The sequence below is a fragment of the Escherichia sp. WS1368 genome (assembly GCF_046487485.1).
Lineage (GTDB): Bacteria > Pseudomonadota > Gammaproteobacteria > Enterobacterales > Enterobacteriaceae > Escherichia > Escherichia coli.
On the sequence record NZ_JBJQJI010000008.1, the window covers coordinates 146,705 to 165,974 of the forward strand.

18 protein-coding genes and 1 pseudogene are annotated in these 19,270 nt (G+C 51.9%); 14 read left to right on the plus strand and 5 right to left on the minus strand.

Annotated features, from left to right (window positions below; all coding sequences use genetic code 11):
• Window positions 1-58: 58 nt before the first annotated feature.
• The 3 genes from phoA (at window position 59) to adrA (ending at window position 3,130) form a co-directional block, all read left to right on the plus strand.
• Window positions 59-1,474 (plus strand): alkaline phosphatase, encoded by a 1,416-nt coding sequence (gene phoA, locus ACJHYD_RS15840; RefSeq protein WP_001445682.1) that lies wholly within the window; start codon window positions 59-61, stop codon window positions 1,472-1,474.
• Between the two features lie 118 nt (window positions 1,475-1,592).
• On the plus strand, window positions 1,593-1,913 hold the full coding sequence (gene psiF, locus ACJHYD_RS15845; RefSeq protein ID WP_001295332.1) for a phosphate starvation-inducible protein PsiF: 321 nt from the start codon (window positions 1,593-1,595) through the stop codon (window positions 1,911-1,913).
• 101 nt (window positions 1,914-2,014) lie between these two features.
• Window positions 2,015-3,130: a diguanylate cyclase AdrA gene (gene adrA, locus ACJHYD_RS15850; protein WP_000484041.1), complete on the plus strand. Its 1,116-nt coding sequence runs from the start codon at window positions 2,015-2,017 to the stop codon at window positions 3,128-3,130.
• Between the two features lie 16 nt (window positions 3,131-3,146).
• Here the strand turns inward: adrA and proC are convergent, their stop codons facing one another.
• Entirely contained in the window at window positions 3,147-3,956 is an 810-nt protein-coding gene (proC, locus tag ACJHYD_RS15855; protein ID WP_001550713.1) for a pyrroline-5-carboxylate reductase, read from the minus strand.
• A 119-nt stretch (window positions 3,957-4,075) separates the two neighbouring features.
• Here proC and ACJHYD_RS15860 point away from each other — a divergent pair, with 119 nt between their 5' ends.
• The 7 genes and pseudogenes from ACJHYD_RS15860 (at window position 4,076) to ACJHYD_RS15890 (ending at window position 7,339) form a co-directional block, all read left to right on the plus strand.
• Window positions 4,076-4,534 (plus strand): YaiI/YqxD family protein, encoded by a 459-nt coding sequence (locus ACJHYD_RS15860; RefSeq protein WP_000158159.1) that lies wholly within the window; start codon window positions 4,076-4,078, stop codon window positions 4,532-4,534.
• Window positions 4,535-4,716: 182 nt separating this feature from the next.
• A complete protein-coding gene (gene aroL / locus ACJHYD_RS15865) occupies window positions 4,717-5,241 on the plus strand; it encodes a shikimate kinase AroL (protein ID WP_000193393.1) in 525 nt (174 codons plus the stop codon).
• A 49-nt stretch (window positions 5,242-5,290) separates the two neighbouring features.
• Window positions 5,291-5,482: a protein YaiA gene (yaiA, locus tag ACJHYD_RS15870; RefSeq protein WP_001142439.1), complete on the plus strand. Its 192-nt coding sequence runs from the start codon at window positions 5,291-5,293 to the stop codon at window positions 5,480-5,482.
• A gap of 257 nt (window positions 5,483-5,739) precedes the next feature.
• Complete coding sequence (locus ACJHYD_RS15875; RefSeq protein WP_001276418.1) at window positions 5,740-6,417, plus strand: AroM family protein; 678 nt, start codon at window positions 5,740-5,742, stop codon at window positions 6,415-6,417.
• Window positions 6,418-6,488: 71 nt separating this feature from the next.
• Entirely contained in the window at window positions 6,489-6,773 is a 285-nt protein-coding gene (gene ppnP / locus ACJHYD_RS15880; RefSeq protein WP_000941942.1) for a pyrimidine/purine nucleoside phosphorylase, read from the plus strand.
• Between the two features lie 147 nt (window positions 6,774-6,920).
• A pseudogene (locus ACJHYD_RS15885) lies at window positions 6,921-7,259 on the plus strand (DUF2773 domain-containing protein); the annotation flags it as partial.
• Window positions 7,256-7,339: a protein YkiD gene (locus tag ACJHYD_RS15890; protein ID WP_120795376.1), complete on the plus strand. Its 84-nt coding sequence runs from the start codon at window positions 7,256-7,258 to the stop codon at window positions 7,337-7,339. The pseudogene ACJHYD_RS15885 and the gene ACJHYD_RS15890, both read left to right, overlap by 4 nt.
• A gap of 77 nt (window positions 7,340-7,416) precedes the next feature.
• Here ACJHYD_RS15890 and rdgC read toward each other — a convergent pair whose 3' ends face one another.
• Complete coding sequence (gene rdgC, locus ACJHYD_RS15895) at window positions 7,417-8,328, minus strand: recombination-associated protein RdgC (protein ID WP_001366457.1); 912 nt, start codon at window positions 8,326-8,328, stop codon at window positions 7,417-7,419.
• Between the two features lie 124 nt (window positions 8,329-8,452).
• On the opposite strand from rdgC, the gene mak reads away from it, so the two are divergent.
• Complete coding sequence (mak, locus tag ACJHYD_RS15900; protein ID WP_001550716.1) at window positions 8,453-9,361, plus strand: fructokinase; 909 nt, start codon at window positions 8,453-8,455, stop codon at window positions 9,359-9,361.
• Window positions 9,362-9,503: 142 nt separating this feature from the next.
• Here mak and araJ read toward each other — a convergent pair whose 3' ends face one another.
• The 3 genes from araJ to sbcD all read right to left on the minus strand — a co-directional run bounded on the left by araJ (window position 9,504) and on the right by sbcD (window position 15,156).
• Window positions 9,504-10,688, minus strand: a complete 1,185-nt coding sequence (gene araJ, locus ACJHYD_RS15905) for an MFS transporter AraJ (protein ID WP_001304835.1) — start codon at window positions 10,686-10,688, stop codon at window positions 9,504-9,506.
• Between the two features lie 125 nt (window positions 10,689-10,813).
• Window positions 10,814-13,957: an exonuclease subunit SbcC gene (sbcC, locus tag ACJHYD_RS15910; RefSeq protein WP_001550718.1), complete on the minus strand. Its 3,144-nt coding sequence runs from the start codon at window positions 13,955-13,957 to the stop codon at window positions 10,814-10,816.
• Window positions 13,954-15,156: an exonuclease subunit SbcD gene (gene sbcD / locus ACJHYD_RS15915; RefSeq protein ID WP_109553735.1), complete on the minus strand. Its 1,203-nt coding sequence runs from the start codon at window positions 15,154-15,156 to the stop codon at window positions 13,954-13,956. The genes sbcC and sbcD overlap by 4 nt, the downstream gene beginning before the upstream one ends.
• A 189-nt stretch (window positions 15,157-15,345) precedes the next feature.
• Between sbcD and phoB the strand changes: the two genes are divergently transcribed.
• The 3 genes from phoB to brnQ all read left to right on the plus strand — a co-directional run bounded on the left by phoB (window position 15,346) and on the right by brnQ (window position 19,114).
• A complete protein-coding gene (phoB, locus tag ACJHYD_RS15920; protein ID WP_000113933.1) occupies window positions 15,346-16,035 on the plus strand; it encodes a phosphate response regulator transcription factor PhoB in 690 nt (229 codons plus the stop codon).
• 57 nt (window positions 16,036-16,092) lie between these two features.
• Window positions 16,093-17,388, plus strand: a complete 1,296-nt coding sequence (gene phoR / locus ACJHYD_RS15925) for a phosphate regulon sensor histidine kinase PhoR (RefSeq protein ID WP_000893603.1) — start codon at window positions 16,093-16,095, stop codon at window positions 17,386-17,388.
• A 406-nt stretch (window positions 17,389-17,794) separates the two neighbouring features.
• Entirely contained in the window at window positions 17,795-19,114 is a 1,320-nt protein-coding gene (gene brnQ / locus ACJHYD_RS15930) for a branched-chain amino acid transporter carrier protein BrnQ (RefSeq protein WP_000149639.1), read from the plus strand.
• Window positions 19,115-19,270 lie beyond the last annotated feature (156 nt).

Sequence of the window (19,270 nt, forward strand, 5' to 3'; positions counted from 1 at the left end):
GAGACTTATAGTCGCTTTGTTTTTATTTTTTAATGTATTTGTACATGGAGAAAATAAAGTGAAACAAAGCACTATTGCACTGGCACTCTTACCGTTACTGTTTACCCCTGTGACAAAAGCCCGGACACCAGAAATGCCTGTTCTGGAAAACCGGGCTGCTCAGGGAGATATTACTGCACCCGGCGGTGCTCGCCGCTTAACGGGTGATCAGACCGCCGCTCTGCGTGATTCTCTTAGCGATAAACCTGCCAAAAATATTATTTTGCTGATTGGCGATGGGATGGGGGACTCGGAAATTACTGCTGCACGCAATTATGCCGAAGGTGCGGGCGGCTTTTTTAAAGGTATCGATGCCTTACCGCTTACCGGACAATACACACACTATGCGCTGAATAAAAAAACCGGCAAACCGGACTACGTTACCGACTCGGCTGCATCAGCAACCGCCTGGTCAACTGGTGTCAAAACCTATAACGGTGCGCTGGGCGTCGATATTCACGAAAAAGATCACCCAACGATTCTGGAAATGGCAAAAGCCGCAGGTCTGGCGACCGGTAACGTTTCTACCGCAGAGTTGCAGGATGCCACGCCCGCCGCGCTGGTGGCGCATGTGACCTCGCGCAAATGCTACGGTCCGAGCGCGACCAGTGAAAAATGTCCGGATAACGCTCTGGAAAAAGGCGGGAGAGGATCGATTACCGAACAGCTGCTTAACGCCCGTGCCGATGTTACGCTTGGCGGCGGCGCAAAAACCTTTGCTGAAACGGCAACCGCTGGCGAATGGCAGGGAAAAACGCTGCGTGAACAGGCACAGGCGCGTGGTTATCAGCTGGTGAGTGATGCTGCATCGCTAAATGCGGTGACGGAAGCGAATCAGCAAAAACCCCTGCTTGGCCTGTTTGCTGACGGCAATATGCCAGTGCGCTGGCTAGGACCGAAAGCAACGTACCACGGCAATATCGACAAGCCCGCAGTTACCTGTACGCCTAATCCGCAACGTAATGACAGCGTACCGACCCTGGCGCAGATGACCGACAAAGCCATTGAATTGTTGAGTAAAAATGAGAAAGGCTTTTTCCTGCAAGTTGAAGGTGCATCCATCGATAAACAGGATCACGCTGCGAATCCTTGTGGGCAAATTGGCGAGACGGTCGATCTCGATGAAGCCGTACAACGTGCGCTGGAATTCGCTAAAAAGGATGGCAACACGCTGGTCATAGTCACCGCTGATCACGCCCACGCCAGCCAGATTGTCGCGCCGGACACCAAAGCGCCGGGCCTCACCCAGGCACTAAATACCAAAGATGGCGCAGTGATGGTGATGAGTTACGGGAACTCCGAAGAGGATTCACAAGAACATACCGGCAGTCAGTTGCGTATTGCGGCGTATGGCCCGCATGCCGCCAATGTTGTTGGACTAACCGACCAGACCGATCTCTTCTACACCATGAAAGCCGCCCTGGGGCTGAAATAAAACCGCGCCCGGCAGTGAATTTTCGCTGCCGGGTGGTTTTTTTGCTGTTAGCAACCAGACTTAATGGCAGATCACGGGCGCATACGCTCATGGTTAAAACATGAAGAGGGATGGTGCTATGAAAATAACATTACTGGTTACCTTGCTTTTCGGTCTGGTTTTTTTAACCACCGTCGGCGCTGCCGAGAGAACCTTAACCCCGCAACAACAGCGTATGACCTCCTGTAATCAGCAGGCGACGGCGCAGGCGTTGAAAGGGGATGCTCGTAAGACCTACATGAGTGATTGCCTGAAGAACAGCAAGTCTGCGCCTGGTGAAAAAAGTTTGACGCCACAGCAGCAAAAGATGCGCGAATGTAATAATCAAGCAACGCAACAATCTCTGAAAGGTGATGATCGTAATAAGTTTATGAGCGCCTGCCTCAAGAAAGCCGCCTGATACCTGATAGTGCTAACGGGTGAGCTACGAAAATGGCTCACCCGAAATTTCATACTTCTGCCTTTAGCCCCGTCTCTATAATTTGGGAAAATTGTTTCTGAATGTTCCCAAAAATAATGAATGATGAAAACTTTTTCAAAAAAGCGGCGGCGCATGGGGAGGAACCTCCTTTAACTCCTCAAAACGAACATCAGCGATCCGGGCTGCGCTTCGCCCGTCGCGTCAGACTACCCCGCGCGGTTGGCCTGGCTGGCATGTTCTTACCGATTGCTTCAACGCTGGTTTCGCACCCGCCGCCGGGCTGGTGGTGGCTGGTGTTGGTCGGCTGGGCGTTCGTCTGGCCGCATTTAGCCTGGCAGATAGCGAGCAGGGCCGTCGATCCGCTTAGCCGGGAAATTTACAACTTAAAAACCGATGCAGTATTAGCGGGAATGTGGGTAGGCGTAATGGGCGTAAACGTGCTGCCTTCCACCGCGATGTTGATGATTATGTGTCTGAATTTGATGGGGGCAGGCGGCCCCCGTCTGTTTGTCGCGGGTCTGGTATTGATGGTGGTTTCCTGTCTTGTCACCCTTGAACTGACGGGCATCACCGTGTCGTTCAATAGTGCGCCGCTGGAATGGTGGCTCTCCCTTCCCATTATCGTCATTTATCCTCTGCTGTTTGGCTGGGTCAGCTACCAGACGGCGACTAAACTGGCGGAACATAAACGCAGGTTGCAGGTCATGAGTACCCGCGACGGTATGACGGGCGTGTATAACCGACGTCATTGGGAAACTATGTTACGCAATGAATTTGATAACTGTCGGCGGCATAACCGCGATGCGACATTACTGATTATCGATATCGACCATTTCAAGAGCATCAACGATACCTGGGGCCATGATGTGGGCGATGAAGCGATTGTGGCGCTTACCCGACAATTACAAATAACCCTGCGCGGTAGCGATGTGATTGGTCGGTTTGGCGGCGATGAGTTTGCGGTAATCATGTCCGGTACGCCAGCTGAGAGCGCCATTACCGCCATGTTACGAGTGCATGAAGGATTAAATACGTTACGCCTGCCGAATACGCCGCAGGTGATGTTACGGATTAGTGTGGGGGTTGCGCCGCTGAACCCACAAATGAGTCACTATCGCGAGTGGTTGAAATCGGCAGATTTGGCGCTCTACAAAGCAAAGAAAGCCGGACGTAACCGCACCGAAGTGGCGGCCTGACGTCCGGCAAAAGTCATCAGGATTTACTGAGTTTTTCTGATTTTTCCATACACTTCGTCATCGCTTCGATCACTGCGGCACGGAAGCCTTTCTCTTCCAGTACGCGTACCGCCTCAATGGTGGTGCCTCCCGGTGAGCAGACCATATCTTTCAGTGCCCCCGGATGTTCTCCCGTTTCCAGCACCATTTTTGCGGAACCCATTACCGCCTGAGCGGCAAATTTATACGCCTGGGCGCGAGGCATCCCGCCCAGCACGGCGGCGTCGGCCATCGCTTCGATAAACATAAAGACGTAGGCTGGCGAAGAACCGCTCACACCGACCACCGGGTGGATCATCGGCTCAGCAATTACTTCCGCTTCGCCAAAGCAGCGGAAAATATTCAGCACATCAGCGGTATCTTCTGGGGTTACCAGCGCGTTTGGCGTTACGGAGGTCATCCCGGCATTAACCAGCGCGGGAGTGTTCGGCATGGCGCGGATAATTTTCCGGTCATGGCCCAGCGCACGGGCAAGCTGGTCGAGCGTGACACCTGCTGCAATAGAAACGACCAGAGAGTCTTTATTCAGGCTGGAGGTGATTTCGCTAAGCACTTTAATCATGACGCCTGGTTTAACGGCGGCAAAAATGATGTCGGCGATTTGCGCCACTTCTTGCGCCGATTCTGCGGCGTTGATGCCGAACTGGTCATGCAGGGCGGCGACTTTATCCGGGGAGGGGGTATATACCCAGATTTGCCCTGGAAGCACCTGACCGCTGGCAATCAGACCGCCGAGAATGGCTTTTCCCATATTGCCGCAGCCAATAAAACCGATTTTCTTTTCCATTGCCTCACTCCTGCCGTGAAATTCATTGTTTTGATAATCGCTGGCAGAAGCATAAACAGAACTATGCCGGAAGGCAAAAGCGCGACACAATAGAGGATTACCCAACAAAGGATGACTTTATGACAATTTGGGTGGATGCCGACGCGTGTCCCAATGTAATTAAAGAGATTTTGTATCGCGCGGCGGAACGTATGCAGATGCCGCTGGTACTGGTAGCAAATCAGAGTTTACGCGTGCCGCCATCGCGATTTATTCGTACGCTGCGCGTCGCGGCAGGTTTCGACGTTGCCGATAACGAAATTGTCCGGCAGTGTGAAGCGGGCGATTTGGTGATCACCGCAGATATACCTTTGGCTGCTGAAGCCATCGAGAAAGGCGCTGCGGCGCTTAATCCGCGCGGCGAACGTTACACGCCAGCGACCATTCGTGAGCGCCTGACGATGCGCGATTTTATGGATACCTTACGTGCCAGTGGGATCCAGACCGGCGGACCAGATAGCCTTTCACAACGTGACCGCCAGGCCTTTGCCGCGGAGCTGGAGAAGTGGTGGCTGGAAGTGCAACGTAGTCGTGGCTGAATGTAATATATTATTTACACTTCATTCTTGAAAATTTATTGGTATAGTAAGGGATGTATTAAAATTTTCACTTTAAGTGGAATTTTTTCTTTACAATCGAAATTGTACTAGTTTGATGGTATGATCGCTATTCTCATGACACCGGCTTTCGCCGCATTGCGACCTATTGGGGAAAACCCACGATGACACAACCTCTTTTTCTGATCGGGCCTCGGGGCTGTGGTAAAACAACGGTCGGAATGGCCCTTGCCGATTCGCTTAACCGTCGATTTGTCGATACCGACCAGTGGTTGCAATCACAGCTCAATATGACGGTCGCGGAGATCGTCGAAAGGGAAGAGTGGGCGGGATTCCGCGCCAGAGAAACGGCGGCGCTGGAAGCGGTAACTGCGCCATCCACCGTTATCGCCACGGGCGGCGGCATTATCCTGACGGAATTTAATCGTCACTTTATGCAAAATAACGGGATCGTGGTTTATTTGTGTGCGCCAGTATCAGTCCTGGTTAACCGACTGCAAGCTGCACCGGAAGAAGATTTACGGCCAACCTTAACGGGGAAACCGCTGAGCGAAGAAGTTCAGGAAGTGCTGGAAGAACGCGATGCGCTTTATCGCGAAGTTGCGCATATTATCATCGACGCAACAAACGAACCCAGCCAGGTGATTTCTGAAATTCGCAGTGCCCTGGCACAGACGATCAATTGTTGATTTTCGAGCGCCTATACTTAACGTTCATCCCGTGAAATAAGGAAGAACGATGCCAACGAAACCGCCTTATCCTCGTGAAGCATATATAGTGACGATTGAAAAAGGAAAACCAGGACAGACGGTAACCTGGTACCAACTCAGAGCCGATCATCCTAAACCAGACTCGTTGATCAGTGAACATCCGACCGCTCAGGAAGCGATGGATGCGAAAAAACGCTATGAGGACCCTGACAAAGAGTGACCGCATCAGACTGCTCGGAAGGGATTCTGAGTGCCGCCACAAGGGATCTGCGTCACATTTTTCACAATTCATGTTTTTCAAATAATTAGAATATTAAACAATAACAATCCATTACTGGAATCATTTGGAATCTTTACATTATGCCGTGCAGGTCTGCTGCTACGCTTTTTGTCATTTGTAGCACAGGTAAGTGTCAGCAGTGGTGCTTAGCGCTTGCCCGGTAATTAACGACGAAATAAAAGTAAGGTGGAAGAACAATGAGTGCGTCGTTGGCGATCCTGACCATCGGCATTGTACCTATGCAGGAAGTTTTGCCGCTCCTGACAGAATACATTGACGAAGATAATATTTCCCATCATAGCCTGCTGGGGAAGTTAAGCCGCGAAGAAGTGATGGCGGAGTACGCGCCAGAAGCAGGCGAAGACACAATTCTCACATTATTAAATGACAACCAGCTGGCCCATGTTTCGCGTCGCAAAGTGGAGCGTGACCTGCAAGGTGTGGTTGAAGTGCTCGATAATCAGGGTTATGACGTCATTTTATTAATGAGTACAGCAAACATTAGTAGTATGACTGCGCGTAATACGATCTTTCTTGAGCCGTCGCGAATATTGCCTCCGCTGGTTTCTTCTATTGTTGAAGATCATCAGGTGGGGGTTATCGTTCCGGTTGAGGAGTTGCTGACCGTTCAGGCGCAAAAATGGCAAATTTTGCAGAAACCGCCAGTATTTTCATTGGGTAACCCCATTCATGATTCGGAACAAAAAATCATTGATGCCGGAAAAGAATTACTGGAAAAAGGTGCAGATGTCATCATGCTGGATTGTTTGGGATTTAACCAGCGTCATCGCGATTTACTGCAAAAACAGCTCGATGTTCCTGTTTTGCTCTCTAACGTATTGATTGCACGGCTGGCTGCGGAATTACTGATGTAATTTTGCGTGACAGCCAGCGCCTCTGGCCCCTATAGTGAAGTAGATGTTCAACTACCAGACAGGGCCAGTTTATGCTTCAAAGTAATGAGTACTTTTCCGGCAAAGTGAAATCGATCGGCTTTTCCAGCAGCAGCACTGGTCGCGCCAGCGTGGGTGTTATGGTTGAAGGTGAATACACCTTCAGCACCGCTGAGCCTGAAGAGATGACGGTAATCAGTGGCGCGCTGAATGTGTTACTGCCTGACGCGACCGACTGGCAAGTGTATGAAGCCGGTTCGGTGTTTAATGTTCCCGGTCACAGCGAGTTTCATCTGCAAGTTGCCGAACCCACCTCTTATCTGTGCCGCTATCTGTAATTCCTCGCCTTCCCCTTGAACGGGAGGGCATTTATCTGAAATGTCCTCTCTTTAACCCATAATAATATTTCCTTTGCTGGGATTTTTTCGATTTCCGATATATTCATAATTCATCAAGGTTGATATAAATATCAGCGAAGATCTCCAGATATTGTTGCGGAACTGGCGACGATAAAAGATAAATCAGATGATGAATGGTGGCGTGCATTGCTGCAAAGTCGCAATGATCATTTGCGCCAAACGGCATTGCGCAACGCACATACCCCGATGTTGTTAACGACATTGACGGAGTCTCAGGATCGGTCGCTGGCTATTAATAATCCACAGCTGGCTGCCGATGTGAAAACGGTGTGGCTAAAAGAGGAGCCATCATTACTTTTATTTGTCGATCAACCCGCTCTTTCGCAGTTACGGGATTTAGTGAAAACCGGGGCAACGCGGAAAATTCGTAGTGAAGCGCGTCACCGGCTTGAGGAAAAACAATGACACAACGCCCCTGGAGCAAGTTACAGCGTAAAACGCATAATATTGCTGCGCTAAAAATTATTGCCCGCCGTAGCGAATAATTATATGCCTGGTGTAGCTTCGTACGCCGGATAAGACGCGGCAGGCGTCGCATCCGGCATTAAAGGTAAATCAGCAATTAACGTTGTGCTTCGCCACCTAATCCTTCAATCAGGTTTTGAATTAACGCTGCCAGTTCACCAGTCATCAGGATGAAATCGGCATCAAAACGCTGGGCGAAATCTTCACGGTCGATATCTTCGTTTTGATCGCGCAGCTCGTCGCAGAACTTCAGACGCTTGAGCGAACCATCGTCGCACATCACAAACTGAATGCGCTGCTGCCAGTCGAGCGCCAGTTTAGTCACCACTTTTCCGGCTTCAATGTGGTTGGTGATCTCTTCGCTGGTCAGATCTTGTTTCTTCGCGCGGATCACGCCGCCATCTTCCAGCAGTGATTTCAGCTCGGCTTCATCAAGCAGCTGGAAGCCCTGTGCTGTGCTGCCGGAGCGTACCCATTCGGTCAGCGTCAGTTCAATCGGATTTTCCATGCTCAATGGTACAACCGGTAACGACCCCAGGCTTTTACGCAGTAATGCCAGCGTATCTTCCGCTTTTTTGGCACTGGCGCAGTCCACCATAATCAAACCGTTAACCGTGTCGATCCACATCATTGTCTGGCTAAAACGGCTGAAAGCACGCGGCAGCAGAGAATGCAGCACTTCGTCTTTCAGCGAATCTTTTTCGGTTTTCTTCAGCTTACGCGCCTGTTCCGCTTCCAGTTTGGCGATTTTCGCTTCCAGCGCCTGTTTAATCACCGGAGACGGGAGGATTTTTTCTTCTTTGCGCGCGCAGATAACAATTTGACCATTGGCAACGTGCGTTAACGCATCGCTGTGCGATCCCATCGGAGGAACCCAGCCCATCTTTGCCATGTCCTGGCTGCCGCATGGGGTAAATGCCATCGAGGCTAGCTGTTTTTCCATCTCTTCTGCACGCAGCGAAATCTCGCGGCTAAGACGGTAAACCATTAAATTTTTGAACCACAGCATGATAATTTCCACGGCCTTGTCGTTAAATTTAGCGGGCATGATAACGAATTGTCGGCGGGCTTGCATTGCCAATCCGGTTGTCCGTCTCTACGCTATTGATATTGAAAAAAATAAGGAGAGTACCGTGCGTATAGGTATCGATTTAGGCGGCACCAAAACTGAAGTGATTGCACTGGGCGATGCAGGGGAGCAGTTGTACCGCCATCGTCTGCCCACGCCGCGTGATGATTACCGGCAGACTATTGAAACGATCGCCACGTTGGTTGATATGGCGGAGCAGGCGACAGGGCTGCGCGGAACGGTAGGTATGGGCATTCCTGGCTCAATTTCGCCTTACACCGGCGTGGTGAAGAATGCCAATTCAACCTGGCTCAACGGTCAGCCATTCGATAAAGACTTAAGCGCGCGGTTGCAGCGGGAAGTGCGGCTGGCAAATGACGCCAACTGTCTGGCGGTTTCAGAAGCAGTAGATGGCGCGGCAGCGGGAGCGCAGACGGTATTTGCCGTGATTATCGGCACGGGATGCGGCGCGGGCGTGGCATTCAATGGGCGGGCGCATATCGGCGGCAATGGCACGGCAGGTGAGTGGGGACACAATCCGCTACCGTGGATGGACGAAGACGAACTGCGTTATCGCGAGGAAGTCCCTTGTTATTGCGGTAAACAAGGTTGTATTGAAACCTTTATTTCGGGCACGGGATTCGCGACGGATTATCATCGTTTGAGCGGACATGCGCTGAAAGGCAGTGAAATTATCCGCCTGGTTGAAGAAAGCGATCCGGTAGCGGAACTGGCATTGCGTCGCTACGAGCTGCGGCTGGCAAAATCGCTGGCACATGTCGTGAATATTCTCGATCCGGATGTGATTGTCCTGGGGGGCGGGATGAGCAATGTAGACCGTTTATATCAAACGGTTCCGCAGTTGATTAAACAATTTGTCTTCGGCGGCGAATGTGAAACGCCGGTGCGTAAGGCGAAGCACGGTGATTCCAGCGGCGTACGCGGCGCTGCATGGTTATGGCCACAAGAGTAAAAAAACCAGGCAATTGGCTCATCATGCCTGATGCGACGCTTGCCGCGTCTTATCAGGCCTGCAAAATGTGCCAGAACCGCGTAGGGCGGATAAGGCGTTCACGCCGCATCCGGCAATAAGCAACGTGCTCCGTGACTGCAATCTACCCCACTGGTTTCGCCAGCACCGGACTATCCGCCGCTTGCTGGCGCTTATAGCGACCATACAGCAGCAACGACGACATCGCAGCAAACGAAAGCAGGGCGGCAGGTAGCGCCACGTAATTATATGCCAGCCCCAGCGTCAGCATCATACCACCGCAATATGCGCCGACGGCGCTACCGAGGTTAAACGCTATTTGCCCACCTGCGGCACCTAATAACTCTCCGCCTTTGGCATTTTGCAGTAACAATATTTGCAGTGGTGCTGAAAGGGCAAATAATCCCGCGCAACAAATAAATGCAAAAATAAGCGACGTTGTTTTCATGCCGCCGAAGAAAAAGAGCATCAGCAGTGCCAGCACAATAATAAAGTCAGTTACTGCCGCAATGCGCAGTGGTGAATAACGTCCTGAAATCCGGCCACTTAGCACATTCCCCAGCACCATCCCTAGCCCAACTAACATCATAATAAAAGTCATCGCCGTTTCCGAAAAACCGGAAATAAACATCATGTATGGCTTTACGTAGCTGAACCAGGCAAATACACCTGCGTTGCCAAACATGGTGGCGGCGAAAATTAACCACGGGGCCGGGCTGCGCAAAAAGTGAAATTGTTCGCGTAGCTTCCCTTTCGCCTCGTCGCGAATATCCGGCACCCAAAAATAGACCGATGCCATCACCGCAATATTAAAAACAGCGATCAATAAAAAGGTGTAACGCCAGCTAAATTCCTGACTTAAATACGTTCCCAGCGGAATGCCCAGCAAATTGGCGACTGTCATCCCGGAAACCATCCCCGCCACGGCGGCGGTGACTTTGCCGGGTTTGATAATTTTTGATAACACGATCGCGCCGACGCCAAAAAATGCGCCATGCGGAAAGCCGGATACCAGTCGACCAATGGCGAGCATCAGGTAAGACGAAGAGAGCGTGAACATGGCGTTGCCAATGACGCACAACGCCACCAGAAACAATAAGATATGTTTGAGTGAGTAGCGGCTGGAAAAGAGTGCGATGATTGGCGCACCGACCACCACCCCCAGCGCATAATACGAGATCATATGCCCGGCAGCAGGAATCGAAATTCCTACGTTATGCGCCAGCTCCGTGAGCACGCCCATAATGCCAAATTCGGCCATCCCCAAACCAAACGTGCCCAGAGCCAAAGATAAAATGACTTTTTTCATACCACCATCACAACCACCAGAACGGCTACCAATCACCGTAGCCAATAAAGTGATAGCTTGCAGGATAACGACCAGCAAGGCCAAGAGATAATTCGCCCCTCTGTATTCATTATCCTGCTGAATAGTTATTTCACTGCAAACATACTTTCCAGTTTGCTGTAGCCCAGGCCGTTGATCTTTTTCACTTTGATCTGCACCGGAATACGCTCTTTCATCGCTTCTACGTGGCTAATCACACCGATGGTTTTGCCGCTGGCGTTCAGGGCATCCAGCGCATCAAGGGCGGTATCCAGCGTTTCGCTATCCAGCGTGCCAAAACCTTCATCAAGGAACAGCGAGTCAATACGCGTTTTATGGCTGACCAGATCTGAAAGCGCCAGTGCCAGCGCCAGACTGACGAGGAAACTTTCGCCGCCAGAAAGGGTACGGGTGTCGCGTACCGCATCTGCCTGCCAGGTATCAACAACCTCGACTTCCAGCGCCTCGCTGGCTTTGCGCTGTAACAGATAGCGCCCGTGCAGCCGGGTAAGTTGCTGATTAGCGAGATGGACTAAATTATCCAGCGTCAGCCCCTGGGCAAACTTGCGGAATTTATCGCCCTCTTTGGAACCTATTAGCGAATTCAGATATCCCCAGTCCTCAACCTGCTGCGTCATTTGAGCAATTTGCTGCATTAAGGTTTGTTGTTGCTGACGGTTGTCTGCATCCTGCTTCAGCTGCTGGCGAATCTCGCCCTGACTGGTGGTGTTTTCACGCAACTTTTGCTGAGTTTGCGCTAACTCTTGCTGAATCTGCTCCACCGTCACAGTGAGAGCCAACCCGTCAGGTCGGTGTTGCTGATGCTGTGCCAGCGTTTCAGCTGTCTGAGTGACCAGCGTTTGCGCCTGACGGCGCTGGTTTTCCAGATTCTGTTTCAGCTGTTCCAGCTGCGTTAGCGTCTGCTCATCCATTAACGCCGCAAGAAATGCCTGCTGATCGTCAAAAATGCTGTCCTGTAGCGCGGTGTCAAACTGCGCCTGGGCTTTTTGCAGACTTTGCGCTGCCAGAGCCTCCTGTTGCTGCAACGTTTGCTGCTGGCTTTGCAACGCGAGGCATTGTTCGTGAACTTGCCGCCAGTTTTCCAGCGCTACAGTTTCTTCGCTGTGCGGGAGTTCATCACTTTGCGGCAACGTTTCCAGAATCGGCGTCAGTTGCTGCATACGGTTTTGCAGCGCGGTTAATTCGTTCTGGCGTTGCTGCCAGCTCTGCGCTTCTTGCTGACGCGTCGCCAACCAGCTCTCTTCTTCATCTTCCTGTGGCAATGTCAGTGCATAACCCGCCAATGCCGTTAAGAGCTGCTGCTGGCGTTGTTCAATTTGCTGTTGATAATGGATAATTTGCTGATTATGCGCGGCAATCTGCCCTTGTAATTCATGCCGTTGGCTGAGTAACCGCAGCTGGCGTTCGTGCTCATCTTGTGCATCCAGCCACGGTTGAATATCGTCCTGTGGCTGCAAGGTGATATTGAGGCTGGCCGTGACGGCTTGCCATTGTTGAGTAAGTGCTTGCTCATCTTGTCGGAGGCTTTGCGCTTCGTTTTCATCACGCTGAAGTTGCTTTGTTAAGGCGTCCAGTTGCCCACGTAGCGTCGCACCTTCTTCACCGAGCTTTTTAACTTCGTTTTCCAGCGCCAGTAATCGAGACTGATTAACGCCAGGCTCCAGCGCCTGATACGCCTCGACCGCCGGGTGGCTGGTGGAACCACAAAGTGGACAAGGCTGACCCGCCTGTAACTGTGCACGTTGAGCTTCCAGCGTTTTGATGCGCGCTTCCTGCTCGCAAATGGTTTTCACATCGGCAAGTTGCTGCGTCTTTTCTTTATAACGCTGGCGCATTTCGTTAAGTGCGGCGTTACGTTGCGTCTGTTCTTGCGTGACATTCTGGATAGCGACCTGTAATTGCGCCAGGCGTTTTTGTTGGGGAACAATCTGTCCATGCAGCGCGACCAGGCGCTGACGCAGTGGGCGTTGCTCAGCATGTTGCGCCAGGGCGCTAGCAACTTCATCGGCGGTTAACGTCAACGTGATCGCCGCAAGCGCATTAAGTTTTTGCTCTGCATGGGTTAACTGTTGCTGCCATTGCCGCAGATGCTCGCGATCGCTGGTTTGTTGGGAGAACTGCGCACGCCAACCCGCCAGTTCGTTGTTCCACTGACGGAAGCGGTCGTGTTCCTGTAACCAGGCATTCAGACTTTGTTGCTGCTGCTGTAATTCTGCTGACTGCTTCGCCGCGTGGTGGCGAATGCTCGCGCGAAGCGCCATTGTGCTCTGTAAGCGAGTATTTACTTCTTCAATCTGCTGGCGAGTATGCGCCAGCGCCGCGCTGTGTTCTGCGATGCGTTCCCAGTGCGGACGAAGATTTCGTGCCGGTTGTGCCAGACTGAGCGCCGCCAGTTGAGGTTGCGCTTTTTCTTCTACGGCTAACGCCTGTTGCAAGGCCTGTTGACGGCGGCTGGCTTCTTGCTGCAATTCGTCCAGACGCGTTAACCAGTTTAGTGATTGTTGTTCTTGCTGCTGCGCGGTAAGTAACTGTTTTTCTTCGTCAGTAAGTACCTGCAAACTCGCTGTCAGCGATTGCACTTGTTCTGGCGTGAGCAACGCGACGCCGCTGGCCTGCGCTTGCAGCTTCTCCAGCTCTGTGCGGGCTGATTTGTGCTGCTCAAAAACCATCGCCGAGATTTGCCCGTAGATTTCAGTGCCAGTTAACTCCTCGAGCAATTCCGCGCGTTCTTTGGGTTTGGCATTCAGGAAGGCAGCAAATTGCCCCTGCGAAAGCAGCATCGAACGGGTGAAGCGCCCGTAATCCAGTCCGGTTAACGTCGCCGTCAGTTCCAGCTTATCTTTCACTTTGTCGGCGAGAATTTTGCCATCGGCGCAGCGCGCCAGCTCTACGCGTGGCACCTGCAAATTACCGTCCGGCTGGTTACGCGCCCGATTCTGGCTCCAGAACGCGCGATACGCTTCACCTTTCACTTCAAACTCCACCTCCGCCAGACATTCGGCGGTATCGCGGGTCATGAGATCATTTTGCGATTGTGAAACGTTAGAAAGGCGCGGAGTTTCGTGATACAGCGCCAGACAAATGGCGTCCAGCAGGGTGGTTTTCCCCGCACCGGTTGGGCCGGTAATGGCAAACAGCCCGTTGCTGGCGAACGGCTCGCGGGTGAAATCAATCTTCCATTCGCCTTTTAATGAGTTCAGGTTTTTCAGGCGCAGGCTGAGAATTTTCATGCTTCGTGTTCTCCGGCGAGGGTATGCAACGTCGTGGTGAAAAGATGCTGCAGACGTTGCTGCTGCGATTCATCCAGTTCTTCCAGTGCCAGACGGCGATTGAACACCTCTTCGACGCTGAGTTCGCTGAGGGTTTCACGCTGTTGGCTGGCTAACACTCGCTCGCGCTGTTCACGACTCCGGCGTACCAGCAATACTTCGACAGGCAATGATTCGGTTAATGCCTGGATTTTGCGCTGAATATCATGCAGATACTCATCAGTAGTGATTTCGATATCCAGCCAGACCGGTGGCTCCTGTGATACATCGCGCCACTGTTCCAGCTGTTCAGTAATCGACGCCAGATCGCCTTTCAGCACCGCCATGGGTTGCGTTACCGGTACGTTCAGGTTTTCCACGCTCTCTAATTTGCCGTTTGAAAATGTCACCAGATGGACATATTTACTCTTACCGCATTCATCAAAACTCAGTGGAATGGGGGAGCCGCAATAGCGAACATGTTCCATGCCGCCAATAATCTGCGCGCGGTGAATATGCCCAAGCGCGATGTAGTCGGCTGGCGGAAAGTTTTGTGCCGGAAACGCGTCCAGCGTGCCAATATAGATGTCACGCACGGCATCACTTTTACTGGCACCCACAGTTGTTAAATGTCCCGTGGCGATGATGGGCAGAGGCTGAGCGCCGCGCAGTTTGCAGGCATCGGCATAGTGTTGTTGATAATAATCAGTAATAGCCGCCAGCAAATGCTGCTGTTTTTCAATACCGTTAAGCCCCGCCTGGCTGGTAATAATGTCACGTGGGCGTAAAAACGGAATGGGGCACAGCACTGCCCCTGGCGTCCCGTCGCGACGAGGCAAGATTTGCGGCGCATGTCCGGCGCTGGCGACCACGATCGTATTGAGGAACGCCATGATATCGCGCGATTCATTCAGCGTGGCGACCGAGTCATGGTTTCCTGCCAGTACCACCAGATGACAGCCAGTTTGCTGTAAATTGACAACAAAACGGTTGTATAACGTGCGGGCGTAACTGGGGGGCGAGCCGGTATCGAAAACATCACCGGCAACAATAATCGCATCCACCTGATGGGTTTGTGCTGTCTCCAGCAGCCAGTCAAGAAAAGCCTGATGTTCAGCTTCGCGGCTTTTACTGTAGAAGTTCTGGCCGAGATGCCAGTCTGAGGTGTGAAGGATGCGCATAACGGTTCCCTGGCGAAAAAGCATGGGCGCGATTATACCCAAACAGATGTGCCATTTGCTTTTTTCTGCGCCACGGAAATCAATAACCTGAAGATATGTGCGACGAGCTTTTCATAAATCTGTCATAAATCTGACGCATAATGACGTCGCATTAATGATCGCAACCTATTTATTACAACAGGGCAAATCATGGCGAGACGTATTCTGGTCGTAGAAGATGAAGCACCAATTCGCGAAATGGTCTGCTTCGTGCTCGAACAAAATGGCTTTCAGCCGGTCGAAGCGGAAGATTATGACAGTGCTGTGAATCAACTGAATGAACCCTGGCCGGATTTAATTCTCCTTGACTGGATGTTACCTGGCGGCTCCGGTATCCAGTTCATCAAACACCTCAAGCGCGAGTCGATGACCCGGGATATTCCAGTGGTGATGTTGACCGCCAGAGGGGAAGAAGAAGATCGCGTGCGCGGCCTTGAAACCGGCGCGGATGACTATATCACCAAGCCGTTTTCGCCGAAGGAGCTGGTGGCGCGAATCAAAGCGGTAATGCGCCGTATTTCGCCAATGGCGGTGGAAGAGGTGATCGAGATGCAGGGGCTAAGCCTCGACCCGACATCTCACCGGGTGATGGCGGGCGAAGAGCCACTGGAGATGGGGCCGACAGAATTTAAACTGCTGCACTTTTTTATGACGCATCCTGAGCGCGTGTACAGCCGCGAGCAGCTGTTAAACCACGTCTGGGGAACCAACGTGTATGTGGAAGATCGTACGGTCGATGTCCACATTCGTCGCCTGCGTAAAGCACTGGAGCCCGGCGGGCATGACCGCATGGTGCAGACCGTGCGCGGTACAGGATATCGTTTTTCAACCCGCTTTTAACGCCTTGCTCATCGGACGCAGAGCAGGGCTTATGATTTCTTAACTGGAGTATCTTACGTGCTGGAACGGCTGTCGTGGAAAAGGCTGGTGCTGGAGCTGCTACTTTGCTGCCTCCCGGCTTTCATCCTGGGTGCATTTTTTGGTTACCTGCCCTGGTTTTTGCTGGCATCGGTAACAGGACTGCTTATCTGGCATTTCTGGAATTTATTGCGCCTTTCATGGTGGCTGTGGGTGGATCGTAGTATGACCCCGCCACCGGGACGTGGTAGCTGGGAACCGCTGCTATACGGATTACACCAGATGCAGTTGCGAAATAAAAAACGCCGCCGCGAACTGGGCAATCTGATTAAACGCTTTCGTAGCGGCGCGGAGTCGCTGCCCGACGCGGTGGTGCTGACCACGGAAGAGGGCGGTATTTTCTGGTGCAACGGTCTGGCGCAACAGATTCTTGGCTTGCGCTGGCCGGAAGATAACGGGCAGAACATCCTTAACTTGCTGCGTTACCCGGAGTTTACGCAATATCTGAAAACGCGTGATTTTTCTCGCCCGCTTAATCTGGTGCTCAACACCGGGCGGCATCTGGAAATTCGCGTCATGCCTTATACCCACAAACAGTTGCTGATGGTGGCGCGTGATGTCACGCAAATGCATCAACTGGAAGGGGCGCGGCGTAACTTTTTTGCCAACGTGAGCCATGAGTTACGTACGCCATTGACTGTGTTACAGGGTTACCTGGAGATGATGGATGAGCAACCGCTGGAAGGCGCGGTACGTGAAAAAGCGTTGCACACCATGCGCGAGCAGACCCAGCGGATGGAAGGGCTGGTGAAGCAATTGCTGACGCTGTCGAAAATAGAAGCCGCACCGACGCATTTGCTCAATGAAAAGGTTGATGTGCCAATGATGCTGCGCGTTGTTGAGCGCGAGGCTCAGACTCTGAGTCAGAAAAAACAGACATTTACCTTTGAGATAGATAACGGCCTCAAGGTGTCTGGCAACGAAGATCAGCTACGCAGTGCGATTTCGAACCTGGTCTATAACGCCGTAAATCATACGCCGGAAGGCACGCATATCACCGTACGCTGGCAGCGAGTGCCGCACGGTGCCGAATTTAGCGTTGAAGATAACGGACCGGGCATTGCACCGGAGCATATTCCGCGCCTGACCGAGCGTTTTTATCGCGTTGATAAAGCGCGTTCCCGGCAAACCGGCGGTAGCGGATTAGGGTTAGCGATCGTGAAACATGCGGTGAATCATCACGAAAGTCGCCTGAATATTGAGAGTACAGTAGGAAAAGGAACACGTTTCAGTTTTGTTATCCCGGAACGTTTAATTGCCAAAAACAGCGATTAATCCGCCTTTGTCATCTTTTATTGCCATAAGCCAGCCGATGCTGGCTTATTTTCTTTGCAGTCAAAATACGGGCGTTAGATTTTACAACGGTTGGTGATTTTTTGTTCGCATGATTAGCCATGTCTTTTTCACGGAAATAGTGTTTTATACTGTTTGGTGATTTCTTATCGCTATATACCTCTGGTTTTTAGATCCCTTCTTGCTTTAAAACGTTATAAGCGTTTAAATTGCGCTTCAGGTGCTGTCATACTGACTGCATTCACGCGGTAAATCGAAAAACTATTCTTCGCCGCGCCTGGTTGGGAGTATTTCCCGCTAAAATTGTTTAAATATACCGCTGTATCATCCCCAGGGATTGGCACAAAAATTTAACGTTACAACACCACATCCACAGGCAGTATGATTTATGACCCATCAATTAAGATCGCGCGATATCATCGCTCTGGGCTTTATGACATTTGCGTTGTTCGTCGGCGCAGGTAACATTATTTTCCCTCCAATGGTCGGCTTACAGGCAGGCGAACACGTCTGGACTGCGGCATTCGGCTTCCTCATTACTGCCGTTGGCCTGCCGGTATTAACGGTAGTGGCGCTGGCAAAAGTTGGCGGCGGTGTTGACAGCCTCAGCACGCCAATCGGTAAAGTCGCTGGCGTACTGCTGGCAACGGTGTGTTACCTGGCGGTGGGGCCGCTTTTCGCTACGCCGCGTACAGCTACCGTTTCTTTTGAAGTGGGCATTGCGCCGCTGACGGGTGATTCCGCACTGCCGCTGTTTATCTACAGCCTGGTTTATTTCGCTATCGTTATTCTGGTTTCGCTCTATCCGGGCAAACTGCTGGATACCGTGGGCAACTTCCTTGCGCCGCTGAAAATTATCGCGCTGGTCATCCTGTCTGTTGCCGCGATTGTCTGGCCGGCGGGTTCTATCAGCACGGCGACTGAGGCTTATCAAAACGCTGCGTTTTCTAACGGCTTCGTTAACGGCTATCTGACCATGGATACGCTGGGCGCAATGGTGTTTGGTATCGTTATTGTTAACGCGGCGCGTTCTCGTGGCGTTACCGAAGCGCGTCTGCTGACCCGTTATACCGTCTGGGCTGGCCTGATGGCGGGTGTTGGTCTGACTCTGCTGTACCTGGCGCTGTTCCGTCTGGGTTCAGACAGCGCGTCGCTGGTCGATCAGTCTGCAAACGGTGCGGCGATCCTGCATGCTTACGTTCAGCATACCTTTGGCGGCGGCGGTAGCTTCCTGCTGGCGGCGTTAATCTTCATCGCCTGCCTGGTCACGGCGGTTGGCCTGACCTGTGCTTGTGCAGAATTCTTCGCCCAGTACGTACCGCTCTCTTATCGTACGCTGGTGTTTATCCTCGGCGGCTTCTCGATGGTGGTGTCTAACCTCGGCTTGAGTCAGCTGATTCAGATCTCTGTACCGGTGCTGACCGCCATTTATCCGCCGTGTATCGCACTGGTTGTATTAAGTTTTACACGCTCATGGTGGCATAATTCGTCCCGCGTGATTGCTCCGCCGATGTTTATCAGCCTGCTTTTTGGTATTCTCGACGGGATCAAAGCATCTGCATTCAGCGATATCTTACCGTCCTGGGCGCAGCGTTTACCGCTGGCCGAACAAGGTCTGGCGTGGTTAATGCCAACAGTGGTGATGGTGGTTCTGGCCATTATCTGGGATCGCGCGGCAGGTCGTCAGGTGACCTCCAGCGCTCACTAAATCACTGAACATTTGTTTTAACCACGGGGCTGCGATGCCCCGTGGTTTTTTGTGCACAGAAAACCCCCAGCTAGGCTGGGGGTTCCGGAAAGCTTTCAGCTTTGAGCCAGTTATTAAAACCCCTTTTGATTTGTTAAAACACCTTGCGGTCTGGCA